The sequence below is a fragment of the Pseudomonas sp. CC11G genome (assembly GCF_056174845.1).
This window is the reverse complement of record NZ_JBWBZC010000004.1, coordinates 160,244-182,097: the sequence shown is the minus strand read 5'-3', so window position 1 is coordinate 182,097 and position 21,854 is coordinate 160,244. Positions and strand designations below refer to the sequence as shown.

The following is a 21,854-nucleotide window of genomic DNA, read 5'->3' as shown; positions in this document are numbered from 1 at the left end:
AAGGAGAGCGAGGGCTTTTGTGGGAGAGGCTTTAGCCTCGAGCTTTTGACCTTAAAAGCATCGAGGCTGAAGCCTCTCCCACAGGGATAACGTTAGCTACCGGAGGCCATGATTTCGGTGACGGCTCTGGTGTAAGCCTTCTGGGTAGAACCACCCACATCACGCAGCTGCTCCATCTTCAGCAAGTCAGCCGGTTTGGTGGTGAGGTTGGGGTATTTCTGCAGCAGCTCGGGCGAGAGCCCTTCCATGGCGGCCTGGTTAGGCACTTTGTACAGGATGTTTTCCGCGACCCAGGCGTGGTTTTCCTTGGCCAGCATAAAGTTGATGAACTTGAAGGCGTCGCCCTGATGCTTGGAGCTTTTCAGCACGACCATGGTGTCTACCCACAAATCCGAACCTTCCTTGGGCACCACGAATTTGATCGCGGCGTTGTCGGTGGTGCCGTAGTTGCACCAGCCGTCCCACGCGTGGGCCATCAGCGCTTCACCAGAGGCGAGCTTGGAGTAGAAGGTGGTGTCGTCGAACGAGAGGATGCGTTTTTTCGCCGCGATGAGTTCTTCGCTTACGGTGGCCAGGTGCTTGGCGTCGCTGTCGTTCACCGACCAGCCATTGGCGAGGAAACCGGCGCCGAGCATCCAGCGGTCGGTGGCCAGCAGGGTGACTTTGCCTTTCAGCGCATCGCTAGGATTGAGCAGCTCTTTCCAGCTGGTTGGCGCGGTGGGGATTTTGTCTGAGCGGTAGCAGATGCCGGTGGTGCCCCAGGTGTAGGGCACGGAGAATTTATTGCCGACGTCGTATTCGAGTTTGCTGGCTTCGGGGTAGAGGTTTTTCAGGTTCGGAACTTTGACCGGATCAATGTCGGCCAGCAGGCCCTGCTTGTGCAGCACTTCAGCGAAGGGGGAAGAGACGAACACCACGTCGTAGCCTTCGCCACCATTGGCCATCAGCTTGCCCATGATTTCTTCGTTGGTGGCGTGCAGTGCCTTGTCGGTGTCGAGACCGCTGGCGGCTTTGAATTTGTCCAGCGCATCGGGGGCCATGTAGCCGTCCCAGATGGAGATGACCAGGTCTTTGGCGCTGACCGCCTGGGCCGAAAAGGCCAGGGAAACAGCGAAACCCAAAGACAGCAGGTTTTTCAGCTTGCTCATGTTGCGCGCTCCTAACGACTGTTGTTGTTGGTGTTCGAAGGCAGTGCTGCAAAATCTAGCTAATATGTTTTTTTTCCGAAATTAAGACCGGAAAATTCCTATGTCAACGGTTTTTTGTTCAGGGTGCGCAGTTCTTGTTGCTCACCGAGGGCTATGGCATAAGGTGCCCAGCACCACGACCGGGGCGGCTTGGCGCCCCCACAGGCAGGGATAAAACAGGCTTGAGCAGCAGCGAAAAAAAACCACGGGGCAACCACCTGGAACTGGCCCGACGCATTCTTGAGCATGTGCAGGAAAGCGGTTTGGTGATCGGCCAGGCGTTATCCGAGCAAGCCCTGGCGCGCACCTTTCAGGTGTCCCGCACGTTGGTGCGCGCGGCGCTCAAGCTGTTGCAGGAAGAAGGGTTGCTCAGCCACGAAGCCGGCAAGGGCTACAGCTTGCTGGCGCTGCCCGACCAGGCGCTGAGCGCCGCGCTGCCGCAAGCCGAGGAAGAAGCCTTGGCCACCTCGGCCCTGCGCGACCGCATGGCTGGGCGCCTGGGCAGCAGCATCAGCGTCAGCGAATTGATGCGCCGCTACAGCATCGGCCGCCCGGCGGCGCAAAAGGTGATTACCCAACTCAGCGAAAGCCAGGTGCTGGAGCGCGGGCCGGGGCAGTCGTGGTTGTTTCGCCCGCTGTTGAACAACCTCGCCGCACTGGAAGACAGCCTGCATTACCGCCTGCTGATGGAGCCGCAAGCCTTGCTCAGCCCAGGCTTCGAGCCGGACCTGGCGCGCCTGGCGCTGCTGCGTGAAAGCATGGAAACGCTGCTAAGCCAGAGCATCGGCAGCTTCGATATCCAGCAATTTCGCGAGCTGGATATCAGCTTTCACGAGTGCATCGCGCAAAGCTGCGGTAACCAATTTATCCGCGATGCGCTGCTGCACCACCAGGCGCTGCGGCGCTTGCCGAACCTGCTGCCGATGGTCAGCGTGCACCGCCTGCAAGAGGCGCTGCGCGAGCATTTGCGCATCATCGAGCATATCGAGCGCGGCCAATTGGACATCGCCGCCGACCTGATGCGCCTGCATTTGCGCCTGTCTTCGGCGCAGCGGCCGCAGACGGCTAACCGGGGTGTGCCGCAAGTGGGGCCGTTGCGACGGTAAGCAATTTCCTACATTGCTGGTTTTTTTGTGCTAAAAAATACCGCATAGCTAAAAGCCCCAACCATCCACCGTCATTCCGGCGAAGGCCGGAATCCAGAATCGGGAAGGGATCACCGTTAGGTCGGCGATCTTCGTACCTGGGCCCCAGCCTGCGCTGGGGCGACGGTGGGTTTATGCGAATGTTGATGTTCCTGCTGGATTTCCGTGCATGCCCAAAGAACCGCTAATCGCCTTTTTCCCTGAAGCCAGCTTTGGCGCGGCGCTCAACTGCATTGGCATCGCCCAGGTGCTCAAGGGCCTCGGCGCCAAGCCGGTGTTTATTTGCCATGGGCATTTCCAGGGGATTTTCGCCGAGTACGGTTTTGCCGAATTTCCGATTCCCACCCAGACCAAGCTGTCCGCCGCCGAGCACCAGCACTACTGGGAAACCTTTATCGAAAAGAACATCCCGTACTTCGATCAGACGCCGCTGGCGCAGATCGACAGTTACGTGGCGCCAGCCTGGGAAGCGATCATCGACACCGCCATCGAGGCGGAAAAACCGTTGCAGCAGCTGCTCGCCCGGTTGCGCCCCGACGTGATCGTGCTCGACAACGTGGTGACCTTTCCGGCCATCAGCAATGCCGGCTGCCCTTGGGTGCGCATGGTTTCGTGCGCGGAAACCGAATTGCCCGATGCAGCAGTGCCGCCGTATTTGTCCGGTTGTGCGGCGAGCGACACGGCTGCCAGGCAGACGTTTGTCAGCCGCTATAACGCCGCCGTGGCACCGGCCCATGCACGCTTTTCGCGCTTTCTGGAAAGCTGCCAGCACCCGCTGCACCCGCCTGGGCAATTTCTCGAAGATTCGCCGTACTTGAACCTGCTGCTGTCGCCGACGCCGGTCCGTTACAACCGTGAACAACCGTTAACACCCGAGCGTTACGTGTACCTCGACGGTTGCGTGCGCTCGGAAGCGCCCTATGTGGTGCCCGAGTTTCCGGCCTACAACGAGGCGCCGCTGATCTACGTGAGTTTCGGCAGCCTGGGCGCCGCCGATGTGCAGATGATGAAGCGCTTGATCGCCACCGTGGCCGGCTTGCCGTACCGCTTTCTGATCAACGTGGGCGCCTACCGCGAGATGTACGACAGCGTGCCCGACAACGTGTACCTCGACAGCTGGTTTCCACAGCCTGCGGTACTGCGCGAATGCAGGCTGTTCGTGCATCACGGCGGTAATAACAGCTTCTGCGAGGCGCTGTATTTCGGCCTGCCGTCGGTGGTTATTCCCTACTGCTGGGACGGCCACGACAACGCCCGACGGGCGGAAGAAGTGGGGGTTGGTGCTTACCTCCCGCGGTTCGCCGAACCGCTGGCGGCATTGCCCGAAGCGCTGCGCCAACTGCTGGCGGACGAGGCCCTGACTGCTCGTTTGCAGGGCATCAGTGCCACCATGCAGAGCAATCCGGGTAGCGAGTTGGCCGCCCGGGCCATTCTCGGCCTGACCGAATAGCCAGGGTTTTCCTCGGCTAAATCTCTACGACGGCGGTTGTGGCGCGTTACTTGCCATCATTTTGCCGTGGACGCAATTGCCATCATTGAGCCATTATCGACACCTTGTTCTCGATTGGCTGATTTCGGCGTAGTACGAGCGCGTAGAGTGACCCCGCAATGCCTTCAATTCCTCTGTTGGTCTGTGATGACTCGAGCATGGTGCGCAAGCAGCTGCTGCGTGCGCTGCCGCCTGAATGGGCGGTATCGGTCACTGAAGTGGACAACGGCAAGGCCGGCCTCGAGGCCATTCGCAACGGCCTGGGCAAGGTGGTGCTGCTCGACCTGACCATGCCGGTGATGGATGGCTACCAGGTGCTCAACGCGGTGCGCGAGGAAGGCCTGGAATCGCACATCATCGTGATTTCGGCCGACGTGCAGGAAGAAGCGGTACGCCGCGTGCTCGACCTCGGCGCCCTGGCGTTTCTGCGCAAGCCCTTCGACCCCTCCGAATTTCGCGCCACCCTGCACGAACACGGCCTGCTCGCCGTGCCGCAGCAGGACGTGGCCGCCAACGCGCCGGCCATCGACGGCCCGAGCAGTTTTCGCGATGCGCTGCAGGAAACCGTGAACGTCGCCATCGGCCGCGCCGGTGCCATGTTGGCGCGGGTGCTGGACGTGTTCGTGCAACTGCCGGTGCCCAACGTCAACCTGCTGGAAGTCGGCGAACTGCACATGGCCCTGGCCGACGTGCAACGCGGCGACGAGCGCCTGACCGCCATCTGCCAGGGCTATATCGGCAGCGGCATTGCCGGCGAAGCGCTGTTGATTTTTCACGACTCCGAAATCGCCGATATGGCCACCTTGCTGCACCGCGACGGCAATGACGGCGGCGACCTGGAAATGCTCCTCGACCTGTCGACGCTGCTGATCGGCGCTTGCCTCTCGGGCATCGCCGAGCAGATCGACGTGGTGTTCTCGCAGAGCCACCCGCAGATTCTCGGCGAGCACCTGGCCATCGATGAGCTGATTTCCGTGAACAGCCGACGCAACCAGAAAACCTTGGCGGTGGAGATCAGCTACAGCCTGGAAGGCCACGATATTCACTTCGACCTGCTGATGCTGTTCAGTGAAGACTCGGTGCAGCTGTTGAACAAAAAACTCGCGTACCTGATGAACTAGGCGGCCACCATGAACGAGCCGATCGACCTCAACGAATTCCACTGGCTGCTCGCGATTGTGCAGAGCATCGACGTGGGCGTAGTGGTGTTCGACGAGGATTATCGGGTGCTGGTGTGGAACACCTTTATGGAAAACCGCTCCGGCATTCAGCCCGGCACCGCTCACGGCAGCTCGTTCTTCGAGCTGTTTCCGGAAGTGGACGGCAAGTGGTTCCGCAAAAAGGTTGAAGGCGTAGCTGCTCTCGGCACCCCGGCGTTTACCGTCTGGGAACAACGCCCGTACCTGCTGCGCTTCAAGAACTACCAGCCGATCACCGGCCGTGAAGACTTTATGTACCAGAACACCACGCTGTTCCCACTGCGTTCGGCGAACAGCAAGATCGGCCATATCTGCCTGGTGATCTACGACGTGACCGACGTGGCCAACAACCGTCGGCAACTGCTTTCGGCCAACGCCGAGCTGCTGAAACTCTCCAGCACCGACCGCCTCACAGGCCTGTACAACCGCGGTCACTGGGAAGAAGTGCTGCAGAAAGAACACGCCCGTCACCGTCGCTACGACAGCACCGCGACGCTGATCATGCTCGACATCGACCACTTCAAACGCATCAACGACACCTACGGCCACCAGGCCGGCGACAAGGCGATTCAGCGCGTGGCCGACTCCATTCGCGAGCTGACCCGCGATATGGATGTGTCCGGCCGCTATGGTGGTGAAGAGTTCGTGATTCTGCTGCCCGACACCAGCAAGGAAGGCGGCCGCGTGTTTGCCGAGCGGCTACGCCAGCACGTAGCGGCGCTGAAGATCGAGCATGCTGGGGAAGTGTTGCGTATGACCATCAGCGCCGGGGTGGCGGACTTGTCCATGACCTGCGACCACCACGAAGAGTGGATTCGTTGGGCGGATGAGGCGTTGTATGCGTCGAAAGAAGATGGGCGTAACCGGGTGACGGTTTACGAGTAACCCTTCTCGAAAAACCTACACCGTCGTCCCAGCGTAGGCTGGGACCCAGAATCTTGTATGGAAATACCGTTTGCCGGTGCATCTCCGCGCCTGGGTCCCAGCCTGCGCTGGGACGACGGAGTTACGGCATCGTTATACGTTCGAGCGCAAGTCTTCGATATGCTGGTAATTCGCCCCCAGCTGCTCAGCCAACACCCGCGCCCTTCCCAGTCGAATCGGCCCACTTTCGATATCCACCAGCACCGTCGGGCAAACCAGCGGCGCCAATGCCGGCCACTCACGCAAACGCCCATCGGTAATCACCAGCACGCGCTGCTGTTCCGCCGGCTTGCTGCGCTGGCGTTGCACCAGCCATGTAGTGGTTTGCACCAACCCTTCGATCAATGGCGTACCGCCGCCCGCACCTAATTCATTTACCCACGCCAGCATCGCCGCCGAGCTTTTCTGACCCTGAAACGGCCACTGCGCCTGCACGCCCGTGGCTTGCAGAACGGCGACCCGCGCGCGTTGTTGATAAGCCTGTTGCAGCACCGTGCCGAGCAGGCCTTTGGCCTGACTAAGGGCGCCATGCCGACGGGTAGAGGCGGACGCATCCACCACCAACACCCACAGCTCGCTGGGGCGTTGGCTGCGGGGTTTGCGCTGCAGCTCGCTGGCGCGTTTGGGGCGGCCGCGTAGCAGGGTGCTGAGCCAATCGATGGCGCCGCGCTGGGCGCCGGGTCTGGGTAGGGCATCCGCGCCAGTGACCTGTCGCGGGCGGATGCTCAGGGCTTTTTTGGCCAGCGCGGCAGCTCGCGTGCGGCGCCGGTGGGCATGGCTTGCGCCGGCAGCTCACCCCATTGCCCTTCGCCAGTTGCCGCGTTCGAACTGGCGGGAGACTGCGGTGCCGATTGCGGCGGCTGGGCAGCCGGTGGAGGGGTGTGGCGCCGCCGGTGTTCCAGGGCAAACGCCTCGACCGCATCGATATCTTCAGCAGTGATTTGCCTATCCCCACGCCACGCCGCATGGGCACGGGCCGCACGTAGCCACACCAGATCGGCGCGCAAGCCGTCCACGCCAGCGGCATAGCAACGTTCGGCAATGGCGTTGACGGTTGCATCGTCCAGGGCAATCTGTGTGAGCAGATCACGGGCGGCCAGGCAGCGATCACGCAACACTTGTTGCGGCCCGGCCCACTGCTGCACAAAGGCCGCCGGGTCGGCATCGAAGGCCAGCCGGCGACGGACGATTTCCGCACGCTCGGCCGGTTGTGGCTGGGCGTCGAGAATCACCTTCAGGCCAAAGCGATCCAGCAGTTGCGGGCGCAATTGGCCTTCTTCCGGGTTCATGGTGCCGATCAGCACAAAGCGCGCGCTGTGGTGGTGGGAAATGCCGTCGCGCTCGACGTGGTTGATGCCGCTGGCGGCCACGTCCAGCAGCAGGTCTACCAGGTGGTCGGGCAGCAGGTTCACTTCATCCACGTACAAAACACCGCCATCTGCCTTGGCCAGCAAACCGGGAGAAAACTGTGCACGGCCTTCGCCCAATGCCGCATCCAGATCGAGGGTGCCGACAATGCGCTCTTCGCTGGCGCCCAGCGGCAGGGTGACGAAATGCCCGCCCGGCAGCAGCTGCGCCACGCCACGTGCCAAGGTGGATTTGGCCATCCCGCGCGGGCCCTCAATCAATACCCCGCCAATGGCCGGGTCGATGGCAGCCAGGCACAGCGCCAGTTTTAGCGAGTCAGCGGCGACGACGGCGGCGAGGGGGAATTGAGGGGTCATGGCAATAGCTCGATAGCAGGTTGGCTGCAGTGTAATGGCGAACGAGTAACCCTGTAGGAGAGGCTCAGGATTCTTCCGTGTCGATCAACAGATTCTCCAACGCCTCACGGTACTCGCCCGGCTCCTGCCACAACCCGCGCTGCTGCGCTTCCAGCAACCGCTCGGTGATATCGCGCAGGGCGCCGGGGTTGTGCTGCTGGATAAAGTCGCGGGTGTCCGGGTCGAGCAAATAGGCATCGGTGAGCAACTGGTACTGGTGGTCGTCGATCAGCTCGCTGGTGGCGTCGAAGGCGCACAGATAGTCCACGGTGGCGGCCAGTTCGAAGGCGCCCTTGTAGCCGTGGCGTTTCATCCCGGCGATCCATTTCGGGTTGGCCGCGCGGGCGCGCACAACCCGGTTGAGTTCTTCTTTCAGGGTGCGAATGCGCGGGTTGTCGGCCTGGCTGTGGTCGCCGTGGTAGCTGGCCACCGGCGCGCCGCGCAGGGTTTCCACAGCGGCGAGCATGCCGCCCTGGAATTGGTAGTAATCGTTGGAGTCGAGAATGTCGTGCTCGCGGTTGTCCTGGTTATGCAAAACGGCCTGCAAGCGCTCGAGCTTCTGCACGAACTGCTCGCGCGCCGGGGTGCCGGCATCTCCGGCGCCATAGGCGTAGCTGCCCCAGTTCAGGTACACCTCGGCCAGGTCTGCACGGGTTTGCCACAGGCGCTCTTCGATGGCGTTTTGTATGCCGGCGCCATATGCCCCAGGCTTGCTGCCGAACACCCGCCAGCCGGCTTCGCGACGGGCTTGCTCGGTCGCCATGCCTTGCTGCTCCAGGCGCTGACGATCCTGGCGGACGCGGGCCGCTAGCGGGTTCATATCGTCCGGTTCGTCGAGCTCGGCCACCGCTTGCACGGCGGCGTCGAACAGACGGATCAGGTTGCTGAACGCATCGCGGAAAAAGCCGGACACGCGCAAGGTCACATCCACCCGCGGGCGGTCGAGCAGGGAGAGCGGCAGAATCTCGAAATCTTCCACCCGCTGGCTGCCGGCCTGCCATACCGGGCGCACGCCCATCAGCGCCATGGCCTGGGCCATATCGTCGCCGCCGGTGCGCATGGTGGCGGTGCCCCATACCGACAGGCCGAGTTGACGCAGGTGGTCGCCGTGGTCTTGCAGATGGCGTTCGAGCAGCAGGCTGGCGGACTGGAAACCGATACGCCAGGCGGTTGGCGTGGGCAGGTTGCGCACATCCACGGAGTAGAAATTGCGCCCGGTGGGCAGCACATCAAGCCGCCCGCGGCTCGGCGCGCCGCTCGGCCCGGCCGGCACAAAGGCGCCGCGCAGGGCGGCGAGCAGGCCGTGCATTTCGGCCGGGCCGCAGGCGTCCAGGGTCGGCGCGACCTGTTCGCGCAGGGCGTGCAGCACGGCCTGGGTTTGTTCGCCGCAAACAGGTGACGCGTCGTTCAGGGTGGCTTCGATCAACTGCACGCCATACAGCTCCAGGCGTTCGCGGGTATCGCCGTGGCTGCGCCAGCTGTCGCTGCTGACACCGGCCAACACCTGCGGTCGCGGCCCTTCCCACACCGCCGCCATCTCGCAATTGAGCGGGTTGAAACCCAGCTCAAAGTCTTTGGCCAACGCCTGCAACAGGCTGGCATTGCGACCCTTGCCGTCGCCACGGGGAATACGCAGCAAGGCCAGCAACGTATCCAGACGCAGCCGCCCGGCCGGCGATTCGCCGAACACATGCAGGCCATCGCGAATCTGCGATTCCTTCAGGTCGCACAGGTACGCATCCAGCTGCGGCAGCCAGGAGTTGGGGTCTTCGTTGATCTGCAGTTGCAGCTCATGGTCCAGTTTGGTGACGCGCACCAGGGCAAGAATTTCGCTGCGCAGTTCGGTGGCGCGGCGTTCGTCCAGCAGCGAGGCGTCGTAATACTCATCGGCCAGGCGCTCGATATCGCGCAGCGGGCCGTAGCTTTCGGCGCGGGTAAGCGGCGGCATCAGGTGGTCGATGATCACCGCCTGGGTACGGCGTTTGGCCTGCGCGCCTTCGCCGGGGTCGTTGACGATAAACGGGTAGACGTTGGGCGTCGGGCCAAGAATGGCGTCGGGCCAACAGGTGGCGGACAGGCCGACACTTTTGCCCGGCAGCCACTCCAGATTGCCGTGCTTGCCGACATGCACCACGGCGTTCATGGCGAAGGTGTCCCGCAGCCAGAAATAGAACGCCAGGTAGCCGTGGGGCGGCACCAGATCGGGGTCGTGATACACGGCGCTGGCGTCCAGCTGATAGCCGCGTGCCGGTTGGATGCCGACAAAGGTCAGGCCGTAACGCAGGCCAGCGATCATCATGCGGCCGCTGCGGCCATCGCGTCGGTACATTGGGTCTTGCTCGGGCTCGCCCCAGCGTTCGCGCACGGCCTGCTGGTTGGCCTCGGGCAGACGGGCAAACAGGCGGTGGTAATCGTCCAGCGCCAGGCTTTGCGCGCAGGGGCGCAGGTCGAGGGTGTCGAGGTCATTGGTGACGCCGCCGAGCAGCTCGTGGATCAACGCCGTGCCTGTGGCCGGCAAACCGTCAACCGGGTAACCCTCGGCTTGCAGCGCACGCAGAATATTCAGCGCCGCGGCGGGCGTATCCAGACCCACGCCGTTGCCGATCCGGCCGTCGCGGGTGGGGTAGTTGGCCAGCACCAGGGCGATACGTTTATCCGCGTTACCCCGCTGCGCCAGCTCGACCCAACGGCGCGCCAGTTCGGCAACAAATGCCATGCGATCCAGGTCCGCCTCGTAGCACACCACATCGCTCTGGCTGCGCTCGCTGCGCCACGCCAGGCCCTTGAAGCTGATCGGCCGGGTGATGATGCGCCCGTCCAGTTCTGGCAGGGCGATATGCATGGCCAGGTCGCGCGAGCCGAGGCCCTGCGGGTTGGCCTGCCACAGCGGCTGGTTATCCAGCGCGCAGATGGCTTGCAGCACCGGCACGTCGCGGCGGAACGGGCGCAGGTTGGGTTGCTCGGGGTTGGACTGGGCAAAGCCGGTGGTGTTGATGATCAGGCTGGCGGCGCTCTGGTCGAGCAGGTCTTCCACCACGGCCAGGCACGCCGCTTCTTTCAAGCTGGCGACGGCGATGGGCAGCGGGTTCAGGCCTTGGGCGCTGAGGCACTCGCAGAAGCTGTGGATAAACGCGGTGTTCGCCGACTGCACATGGGTGCGGTAGAACAGCATGCCCACGACCGGTTGGCCGGGTTGCCAGGCAGCCTGCCAGTCGGCCAGGCCGGCGTTGACCACAGTCGGGTGATACACGCCGACGCGGGGCAACGGCTTGGGTTCGACCCAGGCGTACTCACCGTCAAGCCAGGTGCTGGCCAGGTAATGGAATAGCTGCCGGGCGTTATCCACACCACCCTGGCGCAGGTACTGCCAGAGGCGGTCGGCTTGTTCGGCGCTGACGGTGCCCAAGGCGGTGAGCTCCGGGTCCGGGCTGTCGTCGCCGGGTACCAGAATCAGCTGCGCGCCGCGCTCGGCCAACTCCACCAGACGCTCGATGCCATAGCGCCAATAACTCAGGCCGCCGTGCACCGACACCAGAATCACCTTGGCGTGTTGCAGCACTTCCTCGACGTACAGGTCGACCGAGGCGTGGTTCTGCAATTGCGCGGGGCTTGCCAGGCGCAGGGTGGGGTAGTGGTCGGGCAGGGTTTGTGCGGCGGCGGCGAGCAAGGATAGGTGCGAGTCGCCGGTGCACAGAATCACAACATCCGCAGGGGTTTGCGCCAGATGGGCGATGCCATCAGCGGGAACGAAACCACCGGGTTGGGTGCGGAGTAAGTGCATGGTTAATAGCCCGCCGCGTTTTGCATCCCTCGCCCGCTTGCGGGAGAGGGACCGAGGGAGAGGGGCATTTGATCTTTAGCGCCGTAATGAGCGGCGAAGAAAAGCGGCCCTCTCCCCAGCCCTCTCCCGCAAGCGGGAGAGGGGGCAAAAGCAAAGAGCGTGACCGTCACACCAACGCCGTACGCAGTTCGTTGCTAATCACCGCCTGATCCAGCTCCTGGCCAATGATCACCAAATGACTGGCGCGCACTTCGTCGCTGCGCCAGGCGCGGTCGAAGTGTTTGTCGAAGCGCTTGCCCACGCCCTGAATCAGCAGGCGCATCGGCTTGTTCGGAATGGCAGCAAAGCCCTTGATGCGCAGCACGCCATGGCGCTCGACCAGGCCATTGAGGGCGGCCAGCAGTTGGGCTTCTTCCACTTCCGGCAGCTCGAAGGAGAAGGAGTCGAACTCGTCGTGGTCGTGCTCTTCGTGGTCTTCCAGGTCGTGGTGGGTTTTGCGGCTGTCGATGTGCAGCTCGGTTTCCGAGTTCAGGCCCAGCAGCACGGAGAGCGGCAGCACGCCGCTGCGCGCTTCGATCACTTTGACCGCTGGCGGCAGCTCTTCGGCCACTTCGGCGCGCACGGCGGCCAGGGCTTCGGGGCTGAGCAGGTCGGCTTTATTGAGGATGACGAGATCGGCGCTGGCCAGTTGGTCGGCGAACAGCTCGTGCAGCGGCGATTCGTGATCCAGGTTCGGGTCTTCGCGGCGCTGGGCGTCCACCTGGTCGGGGAAAGCGGCGAAGGTGCCGGCGGCCACGGCTGGGCTGTCGACCACGGTGATCACTGCGTCCACGGTGCAGGCGTTGCGGATTTCCGGCCAGTTGAAGGCTTGCACCAGCGGCTTGGGCAGGGCCAGGCCGGAGGTTTCGATGAGGATCTGGTCGAGGTCGCCACGGCGCGCCACCAGCTCGCGCATCACCGGGAAAAACTCCTCCTGCACGGTGCAGCACAGGCAGCCGTTGGCCAGCTCATACACGCGGCCGTTGGCTTCTTCTTCGGTGCAGCCGATGGAGCATTGCTTGAGGATTTCGCCGTCGATGCCCAGCTCGCCGAACTCGTTGACGATTACCGCGATGCGGCGGCCTTCGGCGTTGTCGAGCATATGACGCAGCAGGGTGGTTTTGCCGGCGCCAAGGAAGCCGGTAACGATGGTGACGGGAAGTTTGGCCAAGCTTTTCATCGGTTGCAGCCCTGTGTGATGCGAGCGAAATCGGATCGGCGGGCAGCGGCGAGGACGGCGGCGAGCAGGGTGCACGCAGCAGGCGTTCGCTACCGGATCACCCCGCCCGGTTGTCGTGAATGCTTTACGAGGCAGGTCTCCTGGCTTTCAACCTGGCCCGTTGTCCGGGCCGCTTTCTTCGCCTTCCCGCAGGTGCAGTGGCATTGGAAGAAAGCAGGTTGTTCACAGTTGCGGGGGCAGCCGCGGCTAGACCGCGTTCCCTCTTAGCTCCACACCTGAACGGCGTGGAGAACCTCGAAGCGAGCAAGGCTACGCAGTGATGGGGTGTGGGTCAAATTCGGCACCTATCAAGGCCCCCGTCATTCTGATGAGTCGGTACGCAGTTCAGATTCTTGCAAAAGAATCCCGCCCGGCGAGCCAGTCTGGGCCCCCGCCTTCGCGGGGGCGACGGAGTTTTTTGCAGCTATCACCGTCATCCCCGCGCAGGCGGGGATCCAGATTTACGGATAAGCGTAGATGGCGGTAGGCAGCAAGAGTCCACCGTTGACCTTTGCCGTTGAAAATGGTGTCCTTGCGCGCTGTTTCAGGTGTCTTGCGTCGTCGTGCGCAAGGTGAAACGGGAAGTCGGTGCGCCCTTTTGTGGTTAGTCCGACGCTGCCCCCGCAACGGTAGGCGCTGTTTACAGCGCGAGCCCGGAGACCGGCCTGAATTCATACCAGTAGGCAAAACCCGCGGTGGGCGGGCGCAAGCCGGAAGTCTGAATGCGCGCGCATTCGGCTCCTCGTGCGTTCCCTTCTGCTACGTTTTCATTTCCAGTTCAGAGGGAACGGTCATGTCCAGTAGCACCCTTACACATTCTGCCGAGGCCAGCGCCTCGCTATCCCAACGCCTGGTTCTGGCGATTGGCGCCGGCTTGCTGGGCGCCTTGCTGGTGTATTTCGCCGGCTTTTCGCATATCGAGGCGGTGCACAACGCAGCCCACGATACCCGTCACAGTGCCGCGTTTCCGTGCCACTAAGGGGTAGCCGTCATGATTAAGCGTATTGCGCAGACCGCCGGCTTTACCGGCCTGCTGGGCGCCCTGTTCCTCACTTTGCTGCAAAGCTTCTGGGTTGCCCCGCTGATTCTCCAGGGTGAAACCTTCGAGAACGCCGAGCCCGCTACCGAGCAAGTGGTTACCGAACACAGCCATGACGCTGGCGCCGCAGCACACGAGCATGAACACAGCAGCGAAGCCTGGTCGCCGCAAGATGGCTGGCAGCGCGTGCTGTCCACCACTGGCGGCAACCTGGTGGTCGCTGTCGGTTTCGCCCTGATGCTGGCTGGCCTCTACACCTTGCGTGCGCCGGGTCGTACCCGTGATGGCCTGTTCTGGGGCCTGGCCGGTTTCGCCACGTTCTGCCTGGCGCCATCGCTGGGCTTGCCGCCGGAACTGCCGGGTACCGCCGCTGCCGATTTGCAGCTGCGTCAGTACTGGTGGATTGGCACCGCGACCGGCACTGCGGTCGGCCTGGCCTTGCTGGTGTTTGCCCGTCACTGGGCGGTGAAGGTTGTGGGTGCCGTGTTGCTGGTGGTTCCCCATGTGATCGGCGCACCACAGCCTGAAGTGCATTCGAGCCTGGCGCCGGAAGCACTGGAGCATCAGTTCATCTGGGCTTCGTTAATCACCAACGCGCTGTTCTGGTCGGCCCTGGGCCTGCTGAGCGCGTGGCTGTACCGTCGCTTCGCCGGCAGCAACGCGGTTTAATTCGCCGCTGCTGCGCACAAACCCGCTGGTGGGCATGCCCCCAGCGGGTTTTTTCTTAATTCTTGCAGGCGTTTTTCTTGTGCCGATTGTGCCGCCCTTTATTGCTGGAATTGGCTGTCGCGCAGGGTGCGATGCGGCGCAGTTGCGTCAGTTGCTGGAGCAGACGCTGGCGGCCAATGGCTTGAGCCTGGCCGACCTCAGCGGCTTGGCCAGCGTGGAGCACAAGCGCAACGAAGCGGGGTTGTTGGCATTGGCGGCGCAACTGAACCTGCCGCTGGCCTTTTTTACGCCGGCGCAATTGCAGGCCGTGGAAGATCGAGTTGGTCACGTGTCGGAGATCGCCCAGCGCGCCATCGGCACAGCCAGCGTCGCCGAAGCCTGCGCGTTGGCTCAAGTGGAAGCGGTCAGCGGACGCCGGGCCAACCTGCGTATCGGCAAACACAGCAGTGCCCAGGCCAGCGTGGCCCTGGCAGGGGTAGAGGAACACGCATGACGGTCTATTTTATTGGCGCCGGCCCCGGCGATCCGGAGCTGGTCACAGTGAAGGGTCAACGCCTGATTCGCAGCTGCCCGGTGCTGCTGTATGCCGGTTCTTTGGTGCCCGAAGCGGTGCTGGAAGGGCATAACGCCGAGACCGTGGTAAACACCGCCGAGCTGCACCTGGACGAGATCATCGGCCTGATCGAAACCGCGCATACCAACGGCCAGGACGTGGCCCGCGTGCACTCCGGCGACCCGTCGTTATACGGCGCCATCGGCGAGCAGATTCGCCATTTGCGCCGGCTGAATATCCCCTTCGAAATCATCCCCGGTGTTACCGCTACGGCCGCCTGCGCGGCGCTGCTGGAAAGCGAACTGACCCTGCCGGGTATCGCCCAGACAGTGATTCTGACCCGCTACGGCAGCCGCTCGAAAATGCCCGCCGGCGAAGAGCTGGCTGACCTGGCGCGCCACGGCACCACCATGGCTATCCACCTCGGCGTGCAGCACCTGGCGAAGATCGTCGAGGAACTGCTGCCGCACTACGGCGCCGACTGCCCGATTGCCGTGGTGCACCGCGCCAGTTGGCCGGATCAGGATTGGGTGCTGGGCACGCTCGCCGATATCGAAGCCGGCGTAGCGGCCAAAGGGTTTCAACGCACTGCGTTGATTGTGGTCGGGCGGGTGCTGGCGGCCGATGCGTTTGCCGATTCCAACCTGTACCGCGCCGGTCACGCGCACCTGTTTCGTCCTGCCAGCGAATAAGCGCAAACCCACGAACGGCGAGGGCTGGCCACCGGTCGGTAAAAAATAATGAAGTATTTTTACCGGCCGCTGTAACGCCGTTATAGGTCTTAACTCTATCTCTATGCCGGGACTGAATAAGCCTATTACGGCCGGCACCCTTCACCGAGGTAGAACAACATGACTATGAAAACCGCTGCTGCTGGTGCCGCCCTCGCGATGGCTGCCGCTGGCCTGTTTGCCGGCATGTCGACCCAGGTATTCGCTGCAGACGCCAATGTGCATTGCTATGGCGTGAACGGCTGCAAAGGCCAGAACGACTGCAAAACTGCCAGCAACGCCTGCAAAGGGCAGGGCTCGTGCAAAGGCCAGGGCTTCAAGGCCATGACCTCTGAAGCTTGCACCAAAGCCGGTGGCAAGGTCGGGGAATAAGGGTTTACGGGGCGGCCTTCGCGGCTGCCCCGCTGCTCTGGAGCGCACGATGCCTGTCACCCCAACCATTAATGGCAGCACCGTTCTGGGCTATGGCCTGGGGCTGCGTACCGCCTATTACGACGAAATTCTGCAGACCAACCCCGCTGTGGATTGGTTTGAAGTGCTGACCGAAAATTACCTGGTCGACGGCGGCAAAGCCCTGCACTACCTCGACGCCATCGCCGAGCGTTATCCGATGGTGATGCATGGCGTGTCGCTGTCCATTGGCGGCCCGCACGCGTTGGATATGAACTACCTCAAGCAGGTACGGCAACTGGCCCAACGTATTCACCCGGCGTGGATTTCCGATCACCTGTGCTGGAGCCGTGGCAGCGCCCACCAACTGCACGATCTACTGCCGTTGCCGTACAGCGAAGAAAGCCTGCAACACGTGGCCGCCCGGGTGCGCCAGGTGCAGGACGTGCTGGGTCGGCCGCTGGTGCTGGAAAACGTCTCCAGCTATGTGCGCACCGCCGCCGATGAATTGACCGAGTGGCAGTTTCTGGCGGCCCTGAGCGAGCTCAGTGGCTGCGAGCTGCTGCTGGATATCAACAATGTGTACGTCAGCTCGCGCAACCACGGCTTTGAGCCGTGGGAATTTATCCGCGCCTTGCCGCCCGACCGTATCCGCCAGTTGCATCTGGCCGGCCACAGCGATTACGGCAGCTATGTGATCGACACCCATGACCAGCCGGTGAGCGACCCGGTGTGGCAGCTGTACCAACGCACTGTGCAGCACCTGGGGCCGGTGGCCACCTTGCTGGAGCGCGATGATCATTTTCCGCCGCTAAGCGACTTGCTGGCCGAACTGGAGCAAGCCCGCAACCTTGGCACCCTGGCCTTGATGCGAGAACCGGTATGCGCCTGAGGGAGTGGCAGCTGAGCCTGGAGGCGTACCTGCTAGACGCTCAGGAAACGCCGGCACCGGCATTACTCAGCACGTTGCAGGGCAGTGCCACGCTAAGTGCCGAAACCGGGTTAGCGATTTACCACAACGCGTACCGCGCGCGGTTGCAGGAAACCCTGCGCGGCGATTTTCCGGCCGTGCTCGCGCTGGTGGGGGATGAGGTGTTTGCCGAGCTGGCGGCGGCTTACTTGCAGGCGCATCCGTCGCAGCATTTCAGCCTGCGCTGGCTGGGTGCGCAGTTTCCGGCGTTTATTCACGAGCCGGCCTGGGCCGAGCTGGCGCAGCTGGAATGGGCCTTCACCCTGGCCTTCGATGCGGCGCCCGGCACGCCCCTCACCTTGCCGCAAATGGCCAGCCTGCCGCCCGCCGAGTGGCCGGAGCTGCGCGTGCAATGCCTGCCGACGGTGCAGCGCGTGCCGCTGGCGTTCAATAGCCTGGCGATCTGGCGCGCGCACAAAAATGAAGATCCGTTGCCGACCAGCGAACCCTTGTCAGAACCGATGCTGTGCCTGGTGTGGCGGCACGAGTTGCAGGGGCAATTTCGCACCATGGGTCCGAGCGAAAGTGAAGCCTTTGCGGGCATGACAGAACACAGCTGGACCTTCGCCGAGCTGTGCCTGAGCCTTGCTCATCTGGACGACGGCGCCGCACCCCAGGCGGCGGGCTGGCTCAAGCAATGGCTAAGCGAAGGGCTGCTGCAACGTGCCGATCTGTACGGATAAAAAAACCGTCAGCTGGATGTGCCCCTGAGCGCGCTGGTGGATTAATCTCGGCGCCGAATTCCACTCAGGGGCCGGTTATGGCAGCTGTTGAAAACATCACGTACTACCTGGAAATGCACAGCAGCGACGCCATTCGTGGCAAGCCGATGCCGGCCGCGCTGAGCATTGTCGAATGTGCCATCAAGCAGTTCCCGCTGAACCGCTTTCTCTACCAACTGGTGGGCGGCCCGTGGGAATGGACTGACAAACTGGTGTGGACCGATCAGCAATGGCGCGACTTGGTGGAGCAAGACAGCCACCGCACCTTTGTCGCCTACGAGCAGGGCGCGATTGCTGGTTACTACGAGCTGCAACGCAGTGCTGAAGGCGATGTGGAGATTCTCTATTTCGGCCTGGTGGAAGCGTTTTTCGGTAAAGGGTTCGGCGGCCCGATGCTGACGCATGCGCTGCAATCGGCGTGGGCGTGGGCAGGTACCAAGCGAGTGTGGGTGCATACCTGCACGCTCGATCACCCGAGTGCGTTGGGGAATTACAAGGCGCGGGGGTTGCAGGTTTACAAGGAAGAAACCGAGGCCTGATGAGACCGTTCGCCGATCACAAAATCGGCGAAATCAGCCGGGCGATGCGCATGCCCAGCTGGCGCAAACGGTGGATGTTTTGGTCATCGCCGGCGGCCAGTTCCACCGCCTGGGAAAAGTCGTTTTCCAGCATATGCTGCACGTCCAGGGCGAAGGCTTCGTCGGCGGTGATCAGCATGATTTCGAAGTTGAGCCGGAAGGAACGATTGTCCAGATTGGCGCTGCCGATGGCGGCGATTTTCTGGTCGATCAGCACCACCTTCTGGTGCAGAAAACCCGGCTGATAACGAAACACCCGCACCCCGGTATGCAGCGCGGCGAACGCGTACAGGCTGGAGGCGGCGTATACGGTGCGGTGGTCGGGCCGTGAGGGCAGCAGAATGCGCACGTCCACGCCGCGCAGCACGGCCAGGCGCAAGGCGGCTGACACCGACTCGTCCGGAATGAAATACGGGCTGGTTATCCACAGGCGCTCGCGGGCGCAATTGATGGCTTCCACAAAAAACAGCGAGCAGGTTTCCTGAGCATCGGCTGGGCCGGTGGTCAGCACCTGGCAGAGTTTGCCTTCGGCGCCGTAGGCTTCCGGCAGCATCAGAGGCGGCAACTGGCGGGTGGCCCAGAACCAGTCTTCGGCAAACGACTCCTGCAGGCATGCCACGGCCGGGCCGCGCAGCTCAAGATGGGTGTCGCGCCACGGCGCCAAGGGCGCTTTCAGGCCCATATATTCGTCGCCCACATTCAGCCCGCCGACAAAGCCGAACTCACCGTCGACCACCACGATTTTGCGGTGATTGCGGAAATTCAGCTGGAAGCGATTGAGGATGCCGCGGTGGGTGCTGAAGGCGCGTACGTCTACGCCGCCGTGGCGCAGGGTTTGCGCGTAGCGCTTGGGCAGCGCGTGGCTGCCGATGCTGTCGTACAGCACGTAGATGGCCACGCCGGCGGCGGCGCGTTCCAGCAGCAGGGCTTGCAGGCGGCGGCCGAGTTCGTCGTCATGGATGATAAAAAACTGCACCAACACCACCTGCCGGGCCTTGGCGATGGCGGCGAAAATCGCCTCGAACGTGGCGTGGCCGTCGAGCAGCAGACGCACCTGTTATTGGCCAGGCACGGCATATGGCCGAGCGCGGGCAGGGCGCGCAGGGTGCGGTAAGCGTCGCTGTCTTGCGCGGCGAGCGCCTCTTCGGCCCAGGGGCGCCAGTTGAGGTTGCCCATGGCGGCGCGCATCTCGCGGTCGGCATGGCGCCGCGCGCGCACATAGGCGTCGAAGGTGCTGCGACCGAACACCAGGTAGGGAATCAGGGTGAGGTAGGGGATAAACAACAGCGACAGTGCCCAGGCAATCGAACCTTGCGCGGTGCGCACGGTAAGGATGGCGTGCAGCGCGGCGCACACGCCCAAAATATGGGTGAGGGCTAACAGGTAACCGAAGATCGGTGGAATGATCAGGTCCATGCCGGGTTCGCTTGGGCAATGTGCTGACACGCAATGTGCCGTGTGCAGCTGCAACTGTCACCCTTGGTTAACGTCTACATCAGTAACCTATCTGCCAGAAGGACCTCGTCGTATGAATCTGCGCCTTGTACTCGCCACCACCGCTGCGTGCTGTTTGCCCTATTTCGCACACGCCCAGCAGTTGGAGCCGGGCTCTGGGAAATCAAATCGACGGCCCTGCAGGTTAACGGCCAGCAACTGCCTGACCTGCAATTGCTGATGGGCAGCCTGCCGCCCGAGCAACGCAAAATGGCCGAACAGGCGATGGCCAAACAAGGCGTGGCCATGTCGGGCAATGGCGTGCGCATGTGCATCACCCCGCAGCAAGCGCAAACCGACAGTTTTCCTACCCAAGGCACTCAGGCCGGTTGCAACCAGCAGATCACTCAGCGCACGCCGCAGATGATGAAATTCAACGTCAGCTGCCCACAGGGTAAAGGCCAGGGCAGACCACGTTTCTCAGTTCGCGCGAATTTGCGACCACCATCAACGGCACGTTTTTGATGGGCGGGCAGAACCAGCAAGGGCGCTCCGAATCGCAGGGGCGTTGGTTGGCGGCAGACTGCTCAAGCTTGCCAAAGCGTCAACCTTAAGGCGGTCTGCCGAAAGCGGTTTAAAACGCACGTTCCATGTGGAACCCCTGGCCCTGCTGGCTTACAGCGGTGGTGCAGGGGTTTTTTGTGGGCGGACAAAAGTGAAAGCTTGCGGGAAAGCTAGATTTAGTTGTTATAGTATAACACTGCAATCGACACCCCCAGCGCTGCGCTCGAGCAGCCGGATGAGGACTTTCCCATGCACGATCCGCGTTTACCCGTCACTGTCCTTTCCGGCTTTCTCGGCGCCGGCAAAAGTACGCTGCTCAATCACATTCTGAAAAACCGCGACAACCTGCGCGTGGCCGTGATCGTCAACGACATGAGTGAAATCAACATCGACGGCAGCGAAGTGCAGCGCGATGTGAGTCTGAACCGCGCCGAAGAAAAACTGGTGGAAATGAGCAACGGCTGCATCTGCTGCACCCTGCGCGAGGACCTGCTGGAAGAGGTGAACCGCCTCGCCCGCGATGGTCGTTTTGACTATCTGCTGATCGAGTCCACCGGCATTGCCGAGCCTTTGCCGGTGGCCGAAACCTTCACCTTTCGCGGCGAGGACGGCCTGAGCCTGAACGACGTGGCGCGCCTGGATACCATGGTCACCGTGGTCGATGGCCTGAATTTTCTGCGCGATTACCAGGAGGCCGAAAGCCTCGCCAGCCGTGGCCAGGTAGTGGGCGAAGACGATGAGCGCTCGATCACTGATCTGCTGATTGAGCAGGTGGAATTTGCCGATGTGATTCTGATCAGCAAGATCGACCTGATCTCCCGCGAAGAGCGCGCCGAGCTGATGAGCATTCTGGGCAGCCTGAACACCCATGCGGAAATTCTGCCGATGGTGATGGGCCAGGTGGCGCTTGGCAAAATACTCGACACCGGCCGCTTTGACTTCGAGCGCGCCGCCCAGGCGCCCGGTTGGCTCAAGGAACTGCGCGGCGAGCACCTGCCGGAAAGCGAGGAGTACGGCATCGCCTCATTCGCCTACCGCGCGCGCCGGCCGTTTCATCCGCAGCGCTTCTACGACTTTATTAACCGCGAATGGAGTAACGGCCGCTTGCTGCGTTCCAAAGGTTTTTTCTGGTTGGCGAGCAAGCACCAGGATGCCGGGAGCTGGTCGCAGGCCGGCGGTTTGATGCGTTATGGCTTTGCCGGCCGTTGGTGGCGGCACGTGCCCAAAGACCACTGGCCGCAGGATGACGAAGGCGTGGCCACCGTGATGCGTCACTGGAGCGCGGAGGTCGGCGATTGCCGGCAGGAACTGGTGTTTATCGGGCAGAACATCGACTTCAACCTGCTCAGTGCCGAGCTGGATGATTGTCTGCTAAGCGATGCGGAAATGGCCTCGGGCAGCGAGGGCTGGGCGCATTACGCCGACCCTTTCGGAGATTGGCACGAAGCCGCGTAACCG

General features: G+C 62.6%; 19 protein-coding genes, 1 pseudogene and 2 riboswitches. Of the genes and pseudogenes, 14 read left to right on the top strand and 6 right to left on the bottom strand.

The features are described from left to right. Positions 1 to 92: 92 nt before the first annotated feature. Positions 93 to 1,148, bottom strand: a complete 1,056-nt coding sequence (locus tag AC0V2S_RS07135; protein ID WP_475509139.1) for a polyamine ABC transporter substrate-binding protein — start codon at positions 1,146 to 1,148, stop codon at positions 93 to 95. 221 nt (positions 1,149 to 1,369) lie between these two features. Between AC0V2S_RS07135 and AC0V2S_RS07130 the strand changes: the two genes are divergently transcribed. From AC0V2S_RS07130 to AC0V2S_RS07115, 4 genes are all read left to right on the top strand, one after another. After that, positions 1,370 to 2,293: a GntR family transcriptional regulator gene (locus AC0V2S_RS07130; RefSeq protein ID WP_475509138.1), complete on the top strand. Its 924-nt coding sequence runs from the start codon at positions 1,370 to 1,372 to the stop codon at positions 2,291 to 2,293. A 208-nt stretch (positions 2,294 to 2,501) separates the two neighbouring features. Further along, the gene (locus AC0V2S_RS07125) at positions 2,502 to 3,782 is read left to right on the top strand and encodes a nucleotide disphospho-sugar-binding domain-containing protein (protein WP_475509137.1); all 1,281 of its coding nucleotides are present in this window, start codon (positions 2,502 to 2,504) and stop codon (positions 3,780 to 3,782) included. 158 nt (positions 3,783 to 3,940) lie between these two features. Continuing rightward, positions 3,941 to 4,942: a response regulator gene (locus AC0V2S_RS07120; RefSeq protein WP_475509136.1), complete on the top strand. Its 1,002-nt coding sequence runs from the start codon at positions 3,941 to 3,943 to the stop codon at positions 4,940 to 4,942. A 9-nt stretch (positions 4,943 to 4,951) separates the two neighbouring features. Next, positions 4,952 to 5,905 carry a sensor domain-containing diguanylate cyclase gene (locus tag AC0V2S_RS07115; protein ID WP_475509135.1) on the top strand — a complete coding sequence of 318 codons (954 nt, stop codon included), beginning with the start codon at positions 4,952 to 4,954 and terminating at the stop codon, positions 5,903 to 5,905. Between the two features lie 132 nt (positions 5,906 to 6,037). Here the strand turns inward: AC0V2S_RS07115 and AC0V2S_RS07110 are convergent, their stop codons facing one another. The 4 genes from AC0V2S_RS07110 to cobW form a co-directional block, all read right to left on the bottom strand. Next, entirely contained in the window at positions 6,038 to 6,688 is a 651-nt protein-coding gene (locus AC0V2S_RS07110; protein WP_475509332.1) for a vWA domain-containing protein, read from the bottom strand. Continuing rightward, a complete protein-coding gene (locus tag AC0V2S_RS07105) occupies positions 6,670 to 7,668 on the bottom strand; it encodes a magnesium chelatase ATPase subunit I (protein WP_475509134.1) in 999 nt (332 codons plus the stop codon). The genes AC0V2S_RS07110 and AC0V2S_RS07105 overlap by 19 nt, the downstream gene beginning before the upstream one ends. Before the next feature lie 64 nt (positions 7,669 to 7,732). Beyond that, a complete protein-coding gene (gene cobN / locus AC0V2S_RS07100) occupies positions 7,733 to 11,488 on the bottom strand; it encodes a cobaltochelatase subunit CobN (protein WP_475509133.1) in 3,756 nt (1,251 codons plus the stop codon). A gap of 166 nt (positions 11,489 to 11,654) precedes the next feature. Next, on the bottom strand, positions 11,655 to 12,707 hold the full coding sequence (cobW, locus tag AC0V2S_RS07095) for a cobalamin biosynthesis protein CobW (protein ID WP_475509132.1): 1,053 nt from the start codon (positions 12,705 to 12,707) through the stop codon (positions 11,655 to 11,657). Positions 12,708 to 12,820: 113 nt separating this feature from the next. Continuing rightward, positions 12,821 to 13,019, bottom strand: a riboswitch (cobalamin riboswitch). A 256-nt stretch (positions 13,020 to 13,275) separates the two neighbouring features. Then, positions 13,276 to 13,429, top strand: a riboswitch (cobalamin riboswitch). A gap of 110 nt (positions 13,430 to 13,539) precedes the next feature. On the opposite strand from cobW, the gene AC0V2S_RS07090 reads away from it, so the two are divergent. The 8 genes from AC0V2S_RS07090 to AC0V2S_RS07055 all read left to right on the top strand — a co-directional run bounded on the left by AC0V2S_RS07090 (position 13,540) and on the right by AC0V2S_RS07055 (position 18,359). Continuing rightward, a complete protein-coding gene (locus AC0V2S_RS07090) occupies positions 13,540 to 13,725 on the top strand; it encodes a CbtB domain-containing protein (protein ID WP_271193445.1) in 186 nt (61 codons plus the stop codon). 12 nt (positions 13,726 to 13,737) lie between these two features. After that, a complete protein-coding gene (locus AC0V2S_RS07085) occupies positions 13,738 to 14,454 on the top strand; it encodes a CbtA family protein (protein ID WP_475509131.1) in 717 nt (238 codons plus the stop codon). Between the two features lie 79 nt (positions 14,455 to 14,533). Then, a complete protein-coding gene (locus AC0V2S_RS07080) occupies positions 14,534 to 14,947 on the top strand; it encodes a cobalamin biosynthesis protein (protein WP_475509130.1) in 414 nt (137 codons plus the stop codon). Beyond that, on the top strand, positions 14,944 to 15,699 hold the full coding sequence (gene cobM / locus AC0V2S_RS07075; RefSeq protein ID WP_475509129.1) for a precorrin-4 C(11)-methyltransferase: 756 nt from the start codon (positions 14,944 to 14,946) through the stop codon (positions 15,697 to 15,699). Before AC0V2S_RS07080 ends, cobM begins: the two co-directional genes overlap by 4 nt. A gap of 159 nt (positions 15,700 to 15,858) precedes the next feature. Then, entirely contained in the window at positions 15,859 to 16,110 is a 252-nt protein-coding gene (bufA2, locus tag AC0V2S_RS07070; RefSeq protein WP_475509128.1) for a BufA2 family periplasmic bufferin-type metallophore, read from the top strand. A 49-nt stretch (positions 16,111 to 16,159) separates the two neighbouring features. Continuing rightward, positions 16,160 to 17,020 carry an MNIO family bufferin maturase gene (gene bufB / locus AC0V2S_RS07065; protein ID WP_475509127.1) on the top strand — a complete coding sequence of 287 codons (861 nt, stop codon included), beginning with the start codon at positions 16,160 to 16,162 and terminating at the stop codon, positions 17,018 to 17,020. Further along, positions 17,011 to 17,781, top strand: coding sequence for an HvfC/BufC N-terminal domain-containing protein (locus AC0V2S_RS07060; protein ID WP_475509126.1), 771 nt, complete (start codon positions 17,011 to 17,013; stop codon positions 17,779 to 17,781). Before bufB ends, AC0V2S_RS07060 begins: the two co-directional genes overlap by 10 nt. 77 nt (positions 17,782 to 17,858) lie before the next feature. Then, on the top strand, positions 17,859 to 18,359 hold the full coding sequence (locus AC0V2S_RS07055; RefSeq protein WP_475509125.1) for a GNAT family N-acetyltransferase: 501 nt from the start codon (positions 17,859 to 17,861) through the stop codon (positions 18,357 to 18,359). A gap of 16 nt (positions 18,360 to 18,375) precedes the next feature. On the opposite strand, the pseudogene cls reads toward AC0V2S_RS07055, so the two are convergent. Continuing rightward, positions 18,376 to 19,814 (bottom strand): annotated as a pseudogene (gene cls, locus AC0V2S_RS07050) (cardiolipin synthase). A 147-nt stretch (positions 19,815 to 19,961) separates the two neighbouring features. Between cls and AC0V2S_RS07045 the strand changes: the two are divergent. Then, a complete protein-coding gene (locus AC0V2S_RS07045; RefSeq protein ID WP_475509124.1) occupies positions 19,962 to 20,357 on the top strand; it encodes a DUF3617 family protein in 396 nt (131 codons plus the stop codon). 288 nt (positions 20,358 to 20,645) lie between these two features. Beyond that, entirely contained in the window at positions 20,646 to 21,851 is a 1,206-nt protein-coding gene (gene zigA, locus AC0V2S_RS07040) for a zinc metallochaperone GTPase ZigA (RefSeq protein ID WP_475509123.1), read from the top strand. The last annotated feature ends 3 nt before the right edge of the window (positions 21,852 to 21,854 follow it).

What these genes read in the sequence shown, in the direction of transcription:
- AC0V2S_RS07105 (WP_475509134.1), bottom strand. Translation starts at nt 7,668, where the DNA reads ATGACCCCTCAATTCCCCCTCGCCGCCGTCGTCGCCGCTGACTCGCTA.
- AC0V2S_RS07120 (WP_475509136.1), top strand. Translation starts at nt 3,941, where the DNA reads ATGCCTTCAATTCCTCTGTTGGTCTGTGATGACTCGAGCATGGTGCGC.
- AC0V2S_RS07115 (WP_475509135.1), top strand. Translation starts at nt 4,952, where the DNA reads ATGAACGAGCCGATCGACCTCAACGAATTCCACTGGCTGCTCGCGATT.
- cobN (WP_475509133.1), bottom strand. Translation starts at nt 11,488, where the DNA reads ATGCACTTACTCCGCACCCAACCCGGTGGTTTCGTTCCCGCTGATGGC.
- AC0V2S_RS07125 (WP_475509137.1), top strand. Translation starts at nt 2,502, where the DNA reads ATGCCCAAAGAACCGCTAATCGCCTTTTTCCCTGAAGCCAGCTTTGGC.
- zigA (WP_475509123.1), top strand. Translation starts at nt 20,646, where the DNA reads ATGCACGATCCGCGTTTACCCGTCACTGTCCTTTCCGGCTTTCTCGGC.
- bufA2 (WP_475509128.1), top strand. Translation starts at nt 15,859, where the DNA reads ATGACTATGAAAACCGCTGCTGCTGGTGCCGCCCTCGCGATGGCTGCC.
- AC0V2S_RS07060 (WP_475509126.1), top strand. Translation starts at nt 17,011, where the DNA reads ATGCGCCTGAGGGAGTGGCAGCTGAGCCTGGAGGCGTACCTGCTAGAC.
- cobW (WP_475509132.1), bottom strand. Translation starts at nt 12,707, where the DNA reads ATGAAAAGCTTGGCCAAACTTCCCGTCACCATCGTTACCGGCTTCCTT.
- AC0V2S_RS07135 (WP_475509139.1), bottom strand. Translation starts at nt 1,148, where the DNA reads ATGAGCAAGCTGAAAAACCTGCTGTCTTTGGGTTTCGCTGTTTCCCTG.
- AC0V2S_RS07085 (WP_475509131.1), top strand. Translation starts at nt 13,738, where the DNA reads ATGATTAAGCGTATTGCGCAGACCGCCGGCTTTACCGGCCTGCTGGGC.
- AC0V2S_RS07055 (WP_475509125.1), top strand. Translation starts at nt 17,859, where the DNA reads ATGGCAGCTGTTGAAAACATCACGTACTACCTGGAAATGCACAGCAGC.
- bufB (WP_475509127.1), top strand. Translation starts at nt 16,160, where the DNA reads ATGCCTGTCACCCCAACCATTAATGGCAGCACCGTTCTGGGCTATGGC.
- AC0V2S_RS07090 (WP_271193445.1), top strand. Translation starts at nt 13,540, where the DNA reads ATGTCCAGTAGCACCCTTACACATTCTGCCGAGGCCAGCGCCTCGCTA.
- cobM (WP_475509129.1), top strand. Translation starts at nt 14,944, where the DNA reads ATGACGGTCTATTTTATTGGCGCCGGCCCCGGCGATCCGGAGCTGGTC.